General features: G+C 71.3%; 9 protein-coding genes, 2 pseudogenes and 1 riboswitch. Of the genes and pseudogenes, 7 read left to right on the forward strand and 4 right to left on the reverse strand.

From position 1 onward, the window contains the following. Positions 1–423 precede the first annotated feature (423 nt). The 3 genes and pseudogenes from ACYVOO_RS00220 to ACYVOO_RS00230 all read left to right on the forward strand — a co-directional run. Positions 424–609: pseudogene (locus tag ACYVOO_RS00220) on the forward strand (helix-turn-helix domain-containing protein); the annotation flags it as partial. 156 nt (positions 610–765) lie between these two features. Beyond that, positions 766–1731, forward strand: coding sequence for a Twin-arginine translocation pathway signal (locus ACYVOO_RS00225; protein WP_461013692.1), 966 nt, complete (start codon positions 766–768; stop codon positions 1729–1731). A gap of 2 nt (positions 1732–1733) precedes the next feature. Beyond that, positions 1734–2033: a 4a-hydroxytetrahydrobiopterin dehydratase gene (locus tag ACYVOO_RS00230; RefSeq protein ID WP_461013621.1), complete on the forward strand. Its 300-nt coding sequence runs from the start codon at positions 1734–1736 to the stop codon at positions 2031–2033. 192 nt (positions 2034–2225) lie between these two features. Here the strand turns inward: ACYVOO_RS00230 and ACYVOO_RS00235 are convergent, their stop codons facing one another. Then, entirely contained in the window at positions 2226–3083 is an 858-nt protein-coding gene (locus tag ACYVOO_RS00235; RefSeq protein ID WP_461013622.1) for a pentapeptide repeat-containing protein, read from the reverse strand. Positions 3084–3307: 224 nt separating this feature from the next. Between ACYVOO_RS00235 and ACYVOO_RS00240 the strand changes: the two genes are divergently transcribed. Both ACYVOO_RS00240 and ACYVOO_RS00245 read left to right on the forward strand, forming a co-directional pair. Further along, positions 3308–4114, forward strand: a complete 807-nt coding sequence (locus tag ACYVOO_RS00240) for a carbon-nitrogen hydrolase family protein (protein WP_461013623.1) — start codon at positions 3308–3310, stop codon at positions 4112–4114. 124 nt (positions 4115–4238) lie between these two features. Continuing rightward, positions 4239–5975: a flavin monoamine oxidase family protein gene (locus ACYVOO_RS00245; protein ID WP_461013624.1), complete on the forward strand. Its 1737-nt coding sequence runs from the start codon at positions 4239–4241 to the stop codon at positions 5973–5975. Positions 5976–6048: 73 nt separating this feature from the next. Here the strand turns inward: ACYVOO_RS00245 and ACYVOO_RS00250 are convergent, their stop codons facing one another. From ACYVOO_RS00250 to ACYVOO_RS00260, 3 genes are all read right to left on the reverse strand, one after another. Next, positions 6049–6978 carry a TIGR03619 family F420-dependent LLM class oxidoreductase gene (locus tag ACYVOO_RS00250; RefSeq protein ID WP_461013625.1) on the reverse strand — a complete coding sequence of 310 codons (930 nt, stop codon included), beginning with the start codon at positions 6976–6978 and terminating at the stop codon, positions 6049–6051. A 119-nt stretch (positions 6979–7097) separates the two neighbouring features. Next, positions 7098–7799 (reverse strand): DUF5995 family protein, encoded by a 702-nt coding sequence (locus ACYVOO_RS00255; RefSeq protein ID WP_461013626.1) that lies wholly within the window; start codon positions 7797–7799, stop codon positions 7098–7100. A 118-nt stretch (positions 7800–7917) separates the two neighbouring features. After that, positions 7918–9354, reverse strand: coding sequence for a uracil-xanthine permease family protein (locus tag ACYVOO_RS00260; RefSeq protein ID WP_461013627.1), 1437 nt, complete (start codon positions 9352–9354; stop codon positions 7918–7920). A gap of 320 nt (positions 9355–9674) precedes the next feature. On the opposite strand from ACYVOO_RS00260, the gene ACYVOO_RS00265 reads away from it, so the two are divergent. Together ACYVOO_RS00265 and ACYVOO_RS00270 are read left to right on the forward strand one after the other, a co-directional pair. After that, positions 9675–10601, forward strand: coding sequence for a helix-turn-helix transcriptional regulator (locus ACYVOO_RS00265; protein WP_461013693.1), 927 nt, complete (start codon positions 9675–9677; stop codon positions 10599–10601). A 122-nt stretch (positions 10602–10723) separates the two neighbouring features. Continuing rightward, positions 10724–11564 (forward strand): annotated as a pseudogene (locus ACYVOO_RS00270) (dioxygenase family protein). 85 nt (positions 11565–11649) lie between these two features. Further along, a riboswitch (FMN riboswitch) is annotated at positions 11650–11780 on the forward strand. Positions 11781–11900 lie beyond the last annotated feature (120 nt).

Consider the following 11900-nt stretch of genomic DNA (forward strand, 5'->3'; position numbering starts at 1 on the left):
TCACCGCACTGCTGCGACAGCACAGCGGCGAAGGTCTCTCACCTCCACTCGGAAAATCAGCGCCTCACGGCGCACCCGCACCGCATCCCAGAACACCCCGGCGGGCAGCAACTCAGCGGCCACTCCCGTGGGCGGGGACCACGCGACAGTAGGTGATGCGGTCACCGTGCCACCGCCTTACCTCGGCGGCACATGCCGCAGAGGCAGGGTGGAACTGTCGGCGCGGAAGTGAGGCGTTCAGGGGCACTCGCCGGGACGTACCGCCGCCCCCAGCTTCGTCCGCTGTCTCGGCTCACTCTCAGCGTCATGCTGGACGTGATCCTGTCGCTGCGCATGGCGATCTCCTCGGTACGCTCGTCCCGTTCTGCCGACTCTCATCGAACTGTGTGACCTCTTTCGGTAGAAGCGCCTGCTTACGGGCCAATGAGGGGGCCAAAATGGGGGCCAGACCAAGGAGGCGCCGTGGTAACCGAGACGCTTGGGGAGCTACTGGCCCGCCTGCGTGGTGAACGTGGCTGGACGCAGCAGCAAGTGGCTGACGAGTTCTGCAAGGTCTGCGGAACCGTCACCAAGGACGCCCGCGAGGTGGGCCGCTGGGAACGCGGCGTACGTGTCCCCACTGCGTTCACGCGTCGTCATCTGGCGACCGTCTTCGGCGTCCCTGTGCGGATACTCGACCAGGCCGCAGCAGCGACCCGTCGTGCCCGCCGAACGCCCTCGGGTTCACGGTCACGGTCACAGTCACCGGAAGATGAGGCAGCCGCAGTGGAACGTCGCACTTTCGTCAGCGCCGCCGCAGCCGCTCTGCCCGCCGTCGCACTGCCCAGTGTTTCAAGGCCCGTCGACCCCGCCCTCGTCCTCTACTTCGAGCAGCAACTAGCCGGTCATTACCAAGCGGACATGCTGCTCGGCCCCCGTGCTCTGATCGGCACCGTCACCGCGCAGTGTGAACTCCTGGGCCAGCTCGTCGACGGAGCTGATCGGGATACTCGCCAGCGCATGGCACAGGTGGCCACCGCGTTCGCGGCCTTCGCCGCTTGGCTGTATCTGGACGCGGGTGACCCCGCTACGGCACTGCGCTGGCACGACTCCGCACAGGAACTCGCCCACCGCTCCCGCGATCGCGAGGCCGTCGCCTGTTCCCTGGTGGACCGTGCCATGGCGCGTACGGACCAGGGCGCCGGGGCGGCTGTCGTGGATCTCTGCGATGCCGCCTTGATGGACGCGCGCCGGATCTCGCCCGAGGTACAGGTCTTCGCGTTGCAGCAGCAGGCGCACGGTGCCTCGCTGACCGGTGAACGGGCAGACGTCGACAGGCTGCTCGACAGGGCCGGGCGCCTGGTCGAGCGCGTCGACGTGGAGGTGCGGGGAACGGCGTGTCTGCGTACCCCGAACTACGTGGAGGTCCAACGCGCAACCTGCTATGGCAGGCTGGGCCTGGCGGAAGAGGCCGCACGCTTGTGGGACCAGCTCATCCCCGCGGCTCCGGCCTCGGCCCGCCGCGATATCGGTGTGTGGTCGGCGCGGTCGGCCGTTGCCTCCGCCGTGTTGCGGGAACCGGAACGGGCGGTCGAGCTGGCGCGCGAAGCCGCCGGGGTTGTGCGGGCTACCGGATCAGCGCGCGCGATGCGGGAGCTGGAGGCCGTGGCTACGGCCATGGAGCCATGGCAAGCTGACCAAATCGGCCGGGACCTCGCCGAGGTGCTGGCACCTGTCCGCGAGGGAGTGTGACCGTGGCTGAGGCACTGTCGAAGACGGAGATCGAGGACCGCATCAAGGACCTGCCGGGCTGGTCGACGGACGGCCGGAGGATCGAGCGCTCCTACACCGTCCCGCACGTGGCCGGTGCGGCGTTCGTCGTTCACATCGCCGCGATCCAAGACAGCCTGGGCCACCATTCCGACGCGACCCTGAGCTTTCGCGGCGTTCACGTAGCGATCAGTTCGAGCGACCTCGGCGGCTACGTCGCCGAGCACGACATCGGGCTGGCACGACGTATCGAAGCGGTGGCCGCCGCACACGGAGCCGCTTGATCCACGCCAGAAGGGCTCACGTCGCCTGCGGATGCCCGCTGCCCGCGCCTATGCCCGCCGCACTTCGGCGAGCGCCGAGCTGGATAGCTACGCGAGTCTGGGCTGACCACCGAGCACATCGACTACCTCGTTCAGCAGGCCCTCAAGGACGCGGCCAAGGACAAGCGCGCAGAATCCCCCCGGTGACGTCCCCTACCGGGCCCCTGCACGCTCGCATTCCTCGATGCGCTGACGTACCCGTTCGTCAGAGGCAACGTCTGGAGGCAGCTTGGTGGACCTGTAGATCAAGGCTGATAGCAGATCGTCAGCGTTGAGCGATGCCTCCGACATGTCTGCGCCGGCACAATGCGCGCCCTCCAGGCGGGCACCGATCAGGAACGCGCCCTCTAGACAGGCCCCGGACAGGTCCGCGTGGCGCAGGTCAGTCCATCGTAGGTCGGGAGACACCAGGTCGGTTTTGTCGGAGGGTGTGCGGCGGCCGAGGACGGTCAGTGCCGCCTGGACATCCTCCGCGGGGCCCTTCCCGCCCTCCGGTGAGGTGTCCTCGGACGTCGTCTCCTCGTCGGGCGGCGCTGGGGCGTGTTGGCGGATGAAGGCGGCCAGGGCCTCGACGACGGTCCGGTAGTCCTTCGTGGAGTCGTTCATAATCCGCTCGAAGGCGTAGATGCCGCAGAGGCGTTCGGTGAGATTGTCGGAAGCGAGCAGCTTGCTCGCTTCCACGTAGCGTTCGGTGACCTGCCCCTCACGCATGATCTCCGCCTCCTGGCGGTCCTTCTCCCGCGTGTGGGCGAACTGCTCCTGCACCTGCTCGAACTGGCTCTGGGACAGCAGGTGGCTGCGGTGCGTGTAGTACAGGCCCAGCCCGGCGACGGCCCCGGCGCCGAGCGCCACCAGCATCGTGCGGAACCCGGTGATCACCACCCCGTCGGCAGGTTCCAGGCCGGTGCGGCGCAGGTGGCTGCCGTCGAACCACCACGGACCCTGCCACAGCAGCATGAAGAACGTCACCGCGCCGACGGCCGTGGCGCCCCACCCCCACCACTTCTTCATGGTCCGTTTCTACCGGTCGGGCCCCTTCCCGCCCAGCTCCGCCCGCCCCGCGCAACGAATCGCCGTTTCCCCGGCCGGACGCGCAACGAAAACGCGGGGAATGCGCAATGGATGCGCCTTGTCCCACGTTGAGCGCCGACCGTACCGTCGACGTATCCCACCGCACGTCCGGGCGCCCCCGTGCGCGTCCGTACCCACCCCTGCCCACTTCTGCCCGAGGTCCCATGCCGCCGCTGCGCATCGCGCTGTACCAAGGTCCGCCTCCCGCCACGGACACCAGCACCTCCGCCCATGGCCTCGCCGCGCTCGACGACGCCGCGCGCCGGGCCGCGGCCCAGGGCGCCAGGCTGCTCGTCACGCCGGAGCTGTCGCTGACCGGCTACGCGCTCGGCGACCGCGTCGCCGACCTGGCGGAGCCCGCCGACGGCGAGAGCGCTCGCGCGCTCGCCCGCACGGCGGCCCGGCACGGGATCGCCCTCGTCTACGGCTACCCGGAGCGCGCCGGGAGCCGGGTCCACAACTCCGTCCAGTTGGTCGGACCCGACGGCACCCGGCTGGCCAACTACCGCAAGACCCACCTCTACGGCGGCTTCGAGACGGCCTCGTTCACTCCTGGCGACCAGCTCGTCGTCCAGGCCGAGCTGGACGGCGTCAGGCTCGGCCTGCTCGTCTGCTACGACGTGGAGTTCCCCGAGGCCGTGCGCGCCCACGCGCTCGCGGGCACCGAGGTGCTGCTGGTGCCGACGGCGCTGATGCGGCCCTACGAGTTCGTCGCCGCCACGCTGGTGCCGGTCAGGGCATGGGAGAGCCAGCTCTTCATCGCGTACGCCAACCGCACGGGCGCCGAGGGGGAGTTCGACTTCGCCGGGCTCAGCGCGCTGGCCGCGCCCGACGGGACGGCGCGGATACGGGCGGGGAGCGGCGAGACGCTGCTCGTGGGCGAGGCGGACCCGGCCGAACTGCCCGCGTTCCGCGCCCAGAGCCCGTACCTCACCGACCGGCGCCCCGAGCTGTACCGCGCCCACGTCTGACGCGCACGTCTGACACACGGTTCGACGTGACGGACGGTCGCGTCCGGCACGACCACGGCCACGGCCACGGCCACCACCACACCCCGTACCGCAGCACGAAGCAACAAGAGGAGAACCGCGTCCGATGACGTCCACGGTGCCCACAGCCGTCCACGACGAGCAGCACGCCGAGGCCCAGGCCGTGCCGCCCGTCACCATGTTCGGCCCGGACTTCCCGTTCGCCTACGACGACTACCTCGCCCACCCCGCCGGGCTCGGCTCCGTGCCAGCGACCGAGCACGGCACGGAGGTCGCCGTCATCGGCGGGGGCCTCTCCGGCATCGTCGCCGCGTACGAGCTGATGAAGATGGGCCTCAAGCCCGTCGTCTACGAGGCCGACCAGATCGGCGGACGGCTGCGTACGGCCCGCTTCGAGGGCGTCGGTGGCCAAGGGGGCGACGGGCTGACCGCGGAGATGGGGGCCATGCGCTTTCCGCCGTCCTCGACGGCGTTCCAGCACTACGTCGACATGACCGGCCTTACCACGCGCCCCTTCCCCAACCCCCTGGCGCCCGACACCCCCTCCACGGTCGTGGACCTGAAGGGCGAGTCCCACTACGCGCGCACCCTGGACGACCTGCCGCCCGTCTACCACCGGGTGATGGACGCGTGGAACGCCTGCCTGGAAGAAGGCGCCGACTTCTCCGCCATGCAGCGCGCGATCCGGGAGCGCGACGTGCCCCGTATCCGCGAGATATGGGCGCGGCTCGTCGAGAAGCTCGACAACCAGACCTTCTACGGCTTCCTCTGCGACGCGCCCTCCTTCTCCTCCTTCCGGGACCGCGAGATCTTCGGCCAGGTGGGCTTCGGCACCGGCGGCTGGGACACGGACTTCCCGAACTCCATCCTGGAGATCCTCCGCGTCGTCTACACGGGCGCCGACGACGACCACCGCGGCATCGTCGGCGGCAGCCAGCAGCTCCCGCTGCGCCTGTGGGAGCGCGCTCCGGAGAAGATCACGCACTGGGCGCAGGGCACCTCGCTCGCCGCACTCCACGAGAAGGGCGCCCCGCGCACCGCCGTCACCCGTCTGCACCGCACCGCGGGCAACAGGATCACGGTCACCGACGCGGAGGGCGACATCCGCACGTACCGGGCCGCCGTGTTCACCGCGCAGTCCTGGATGCTGCTCAGCAAGATCGACTGCGATGACGCGCTGCTGCCCATCGACCACTGGACGGCCGTCGAGCGCACCCACTACATGGAGTCCTCGAAGCTGTTCGTGCCCGTGGACCGGCCGTTCTGGCTGGACGAGGCAGTCGACGACAACGGGCGGCCGACCGGCCGGGACGTGATGAGCATGACGCTCACCGACCGGATGACGCGCGGCACGTATCTGCTGGACGACGGGCCGGACCGGCCCGCCGTCATCTGCCTCTCGTACACCTGGTGCGACGACAGCCTCAAGTGGCTGCCGCTGGACGCCAACGAGCGCATGGAGGTGATGCTCAAGTCGCTCGGCGAGATCTATCCAGGAGTCGACATCCGCAAGCACATCATCGGCAACCCGCTCACGGTCTCCTGGGAGAACGAGCCCTGCTTCATGGGCGCCTTCAAGGCCAACCTCCCCGGCCACTACCGCTATCAGCGGCGCCTGTTCACCCACTTCGTGCAGGACCGCCTCCCGGAGGACAAGCGCGGCCTCTTCCTCGCGGGAGACGACATCTCCTGGACGGCGGGCTGGGCCGAGGGCGCGGTGCAGACGGCGCTCAACGCGGTGTGGGGCGTGCTGCACCACCTCGGCGGCGCCACGGACGCGACCAACCCCGGGCCCGGCGACGTCTACGACGAGATAGCCCCCGTGGAGCTGCCCGAGGACTGACCGACGGGCGCACCGGCCGGAGCGGGCGCGTGACGGCGGGACGCCGGGCCGCCGGGCCGCCGGGCCGCGGGAGCTACAGGCCCGCGTCCCGCGCCGCCTCGCGCAGCAGCTTCGCCTTGTCGACGACCTCGCGCGCGTCGGCGGCGTCGACGTGCGTGTCCAGGATCACCTCGTCGGCCCCGGCGTCCCGCGCGCCCAGCAGGTCCTCCGTCAACTGCTCGACGCTGCCCGTCCACGTCATACGGTCGCCGTCCAGCGGCTTGTCCGTGAGCCGCACGGCGGCCCGCACGGTGACGGTGAACGCGTCGGCCTCCCTGCCGTATTCGGCGGCCAGTTCCACGATGCGGGCGCGGGCCGTGGCGACCTGCTCGTTGGTGACGTACGAGGGCAGCCAGCCGTCCGCGCGGCGCGCGACGCGGCGCAGCGCCCGGTCGTTGCCGCCCGCCAGCAGGACGGGGATGCGGGACGCGGGCTTCGGGCCGACGGCGGAGGCGGTGAAGCGGGTGCGGGCGCCCTCGTAGGCGGGCACGGGGTCGGGCCCCCACACCGCGTGGCACACGTCCAGCAGCTCGTCGAGGGCCGCGCCGCGCTTGGCGTAGTCCGCGTCGGCCGCGGCGAACTCGTCCCGCGACCAGCCGGTGCCGAAGCCCGCGACGAGCCTGCCGCCGCTCGCCGCGTCCAGGGTGCCGAGCCTGCGGGCCAGCAGGAACGGCTGGTGCAGCGACCCGACCAGCACCGCCGTGCCGAGCCGCACCCGCTGTGTGACGGGCGCCGCCAGGGCGAGGGTGATCAGGGGGTCGGCGATCGAGCGGAAGTACTCCGCCCAGGGCATCCCGGGGATCAGATACATGTCGTCCACGGGTTGTTCGGGGCGCATGAGCCGTTCCAGCACCCAGACGCTGTCGTAGCCGTTCTCCTCCGCCGCCTGGGCGACCGTCGCCACATCGCTGCTGAGGTCGTACTGCCCCGACTGCGGCAGTCCGAGGCCGATTCGCAGTGTCATCGTCCCTCCATCAACACATCAACACCCGGTGCCCGCGACGTCCGTCGCGGGTCAGCCCCATGCCTAGGCGATGAACCCGGTCACGGCAATGGCGCCTCGCACCACCAGCACGTCCCGCCTCACCGGCACAGGGGTGTCAGCAGGCACCGGCCCGCCATGCCGACGCTCGCGTCGAGCCGTTCGACGAACTCCTCGACCAGGTCCGGGAGTCCGCGCAGCCCCCACAGCGCCCGGAACGCGGCCCACGCGCCGTCCCGCGCCCGCTCCAGGCTCCACGCGCCCAGCAGATGCGTCAGCGGATCGGCCACGTCCAGCAGATCGGGGCCCGGCATCAGGTCCTCCCTGATCCGCTCCTCCAGGCTGGTCAGCAGCTCCCCGACCCGCTCGAAGTCGGCCTCCAGCTCGCGGGGTCCCGCGTCGCGGGCGCGGCAGGTTTCGACGAGGGCGAGCGGCAGATCGTGCCCGATGTGCGCGTTGATCCCCGCAAGCGCGAACTGGGTGGCCCTTACGGAAGGGTGGCGCCGCAACTGGAAGAGCGGGCGCCAGCAGCGCGGGGTGCGCCGTCCCGCCGCCGCGGCGTCCACCGCGTCCAGATAGCGCCCGGCGAACCGCGCGCCCAGCTCGTCCGCGGCTCCGCTGTCCTCGAAGTGACCGCCCGTGAGACGGCGTTGCAGCTCCTCCGTCACCGACAGATAGACCTGGTTGAAGACGGCCACCCCGTCGCCGGGCGGCAGTTCCGCACCGACCGCGCGCATGCGTCCCACGATCCGGTCCACCGACACCGCGCGCCGTGCGGGCGCCGCCCGTTCCACTGAGGTCATGTACGCAGAGTGGCAGCGTTCTGTACGGAGAGTGGTGAGGGTGACCCCTACAGCCCCCGGAAGGGGGAAGCCCGCACTGCTGCCGGACCCCGTGTTCGAACCGCTCCGGTCCGGTCCGCTACTTCTCCGGCTGGCCCGGCCGGCCCGGGCGCCCTGAGCCCTCCGGCTCCTCGGCCTCGTCGTCGTAGCCGCTGGTGCCCTCGTCGAGCAGCGGCGTCTGCGCCTTGAGGTGCGGCGGCGCGAGCGCGCGCAGCACGTGGTAGCCGCTGAGGACCACGATCGTGCCCAGCGCGATGCCGCTCAGCTCGAAGGTGTCGGTGAACTTGAGGCTGACGCCGCCGATCCCGATGATGATGCCCGCCGCGACGGGGACCAGGTTCAGCGGATTGCGGAGGTCCACGCCGTTGTTGATCCAGATCTGGGCGCCGAGCAGGCCGATCATCCCGTAGAGGATCACGGTGATCCCGCCCAGCACCCCGCCGGGGATGGCCGCCACGACGGCACCGAACTTGGGGCACAGCCCGAAGAGCAGCGCGAAGCAGGCGGCGGCCCAGTAGGCGGCCGTCGAGTAGACGCGGGTCGCGGCCATCACGCCGATGTTCTCGCTGTACGTGGTGGTCGCGGGGCCGCCGACCGCCGTCGAGAGCATGGTGCCCGCGCCGTCGGCCGCGATGGCGGTGCCGAGCTTGTCGTCGAGCGGGTCGCCGGTCATCTCGCCGACCGCCTTCACATGGCCCGCGTTCTCCGCGATGAGCGCGATGACGACGGGCAGCGCGACGAGGATCGCGGACCAGCTGAAGGAGGGCGCGTGCAGCGAGGGCAGCCCGAACCAGTCGGCCTCGCCCACCCCGGACAGGTCGAGGCGCCAGTGGTCGACGGTCTTGCCGCTGCCGTCCGGCGAGTGGATCTTGCCGAGCACGGAGTCGAGGACCCAGGAGGCGACGTAGCCGAAGACCAGCCCCAGGAAGATCGCGATCCGCGACCAGAAGCCCCGCATGCAGACCACGGCCAGCCCCGTGAAGAGCATCGTCAGCAGCGCCGTCCACTGGTCCTGCGGCCAGTACGTGCTGGCCGTCACGGGCGCCAGGTTGAAGCCGATCAGCATCACGACGGCGCCCGTGACCACCGGAGGCATCGCGGCGTGGATGATCCGTGCCCCGAACCGCTGCACAGCGAACCCCGCCACCAGCAGCGCGGCGCCCACGACGAGGATCGCCCCGGTGACCGCCGCGCTGCCCCCGCCCTGGGCCCGGATGATCGCGGCGACGCCGACGAAGGAGAGGCTGCACCCCAGATAGCTGGGCACCCTGCCGCGCGTGGCCAGCAGGAAGAGCATCGTCGCGACGCCCGACATCATGATCGCGAGGTTGGGGTCGAGCCCCATCAGCACCGGGGCCACGAACGAGGCGCCGAACATCGCGACGACGTGCTGCGCCCCGAGCCCGGCCGTACGCGGCCACGACAGCCGCTCGTCCGGCCGTACGACGGCGCCGGGCGCCGGGACGCGTCCGTCGCCGTGCAGTTTCCAGCGCACGCCGAAGCCGCCGCCGCTCATGCTCGCTCCTGATCTCGGGGGGTGAACCGGGGACATCGTATTTGCCCGCGCGAGCGGATCACGCCGCCGCGGGTGTGCCGGGCGTGACGGGGGAGTGGCACGGGTAACACGGAGGGCGGGGGAACGACGGGGGACAGGCGGGGGCAGGACGTGGTGCGCGGTGGGGGCCACGCGACGATGGGGCGGCCGTGGACGAGGACCTGTACGAGGACTTGCGCGAGGGCCCGGACGAGGACTTACGCGACCCGGGCGAGGACCTGCCTGGAGCGCCCGGATCCCCGCCCGGAGACCCGTGCGGGGACCGGGGCGGCGCCGGGGCGGTGCCGACGCACCGCCTTGAGGTCCCTGCGCCGCACATCCTGCCGTTCGCCATCGGCTCCTTCGACAGCATCGGGCGCCTCTCCCGCGCCGCCTTCCCGCACCGCCACACCTTCCACGAGATCGTCTACGTCACGGGAGGCAGCGGCAGCCACGTCATCGACCTGAGCCGCTGGCCGCTCGACCCGCCGCACCTGTCCTTCGTGGCGCCCGGACAGATCCACTTCTGGGAACGGGCCATCGGGCTCAGCGGCTGGGTCGTGCTCTTCGACGACGCCTTCCTGCTCGCCCACCCCGGGGACCGCGACCTGCTGCGGCTGCTGACCGAGCGGCCCTGGCTGTGCCCCGACGAGGAGGAGGCGGCCGGAATCCTGCCCGTCCTCGCCGAGATGCTGCGCGAGTACCGCGCGCAGCGGCCCGGGATGATCTCGGTGCTCCAGGCGTATCTGCACGTCCTGGTCGTGCGCGCCGCACGACTGCCGCGCCCCGGCACGGAGCCGGGCGAGGTGCGGGTGCTGCCGCCCGGCGCCGCCGCCGGGCGGGCCGCCGCACTCGCGCAGCGCTTCGCGCGGCAGCTCGCGCTGTCCCGCCCGCGCTCCTCGGCCGAGCGGCCCGTGAGCGTGTGGGCTGCCGAGCTGGGCGTCTCGGTGAGCTATCTGAACGAGGCGGTCCGGCGCACCACGGGCCACACGCCGGCGCGGCTGATCCGGCAGGCCCAGGTGCTGGAGGCCAAGCGGCTGCTGGCCAGCACGGGGCTCACTGTGAGCCGCGTCGCGCACGAGGTGGGGTTCAGCGACGCCGCGTACTTCTGCCGCTTCTTCCGCAGGGAGACGGGCACCACGCCGGGCGAGTTCCGGCGCGCCAGTACCGGCGGGATGCACCACGGTCACCGCACTCTGTCCATCGAAGCGCACGGGGCCACGCCCTAACGTCGTACGGGATCACCTGCCCGATGGCGGCAGCGGCCGAGCCCCGCCGCCGTCCGCGCCCGGCCGGACGCGTTCACCGCACCACTTCAGCCACTTCATCTCCCCACGACTAGGAGTGCACCGTGGACGGCGCAACCACCCCAGAAAGACCGGAAGGCGAGCCCCGCGAGAACGCGCTCGGCGAGAGTCTGACCAGCAGGAACGTGACCCGTAAGAACGTGCTCAGGGCGGCGCTCGCCGCGGGTACGGGTGCCGTGCTGTTCGGCGGCGCCCCGGCGCTCGCGCGCGACCGCGCGGGCACAGGGCGCGAGCTGGCCCCCACCCCGTACTGCGACGACGGCGACGACCCCACACCCCCGCAGATGGAGGGCCCGTACTTCAAGCCCAACTCGCCCCGCCGCGCCTCGCTGCTCATTCCCGGTGCCGCCGGGACGCGGCTCACCGTGCGCGGCTACGTCTTCAGCCTCAGCTGCCAGACCGTCGCGAACGCGCTGCTCGACTTCTGGCAGGCCGACGCGCGGGGCGCGTACGACAACGCGGGCTACCGCTACCGAGGCCACCAGTTCACGACTGCCAACGGCTCCTTCGAGCTGACCACGATCGTGCCCGGCCTCTATCCGGGCCGTACCCGGCATCTGCACGTGAAGGTGCAGGCCCCAGGCCGTCCCATCCTGACGACCCAGCTCTACTTCCCCGGCGAACCGCGCAACAACACCGACTCGCTCTTCGACCCGGACCTGCTGATGGACGTGCGCGACGGGAGCGGCGGGAAGGAGGGCACCTTCGACTTCGTGCTGAACATCCCGTAGCGCCTCCCCGCGGCCCTCTCGCCGCCCTCCCGGCGGGCCTCCCCGCCATCCACCCCGCGACCGCCCGCGTCCGGCACCTGCTCCTGGGCCGGACGCGGGCTCGCGCGCGAGCCCGCGCGATGCCCGGGGCGCGGCACGGATGAGCCCGGAGTGACCGGTGACGTGCTGTGAGTCAGCCCACAGGATGGCCCAGGCATGGATCGCCGTCGGCGTGGCAGACTGGAGCCGTACCAGTACGTCAGCGCACTCCGGGGTCGGTGAAAGTCCGAACCGGCGGTTATAGTCCGCGACCCGGTCGCCTCCAGCGATCGGTTGACCAGGTGAAATTCCTGGACCGACGGTTAAAGTCCGGATGGGAGGCAGTGCGCGGCGGACCGAGACCGGTGCTCGGTCGGCCAAGCGGAGTAGTCCGTTCCCGTTCGACGGGAAGGGGCGTTCCCCCTGGCCGTCGTCCCGCGTTCCCGGATCCGCGCAGTTCCCGAAAGCGCCC

This window comes from Streptomyces daliensis (genome assembly GCF_054782395.1).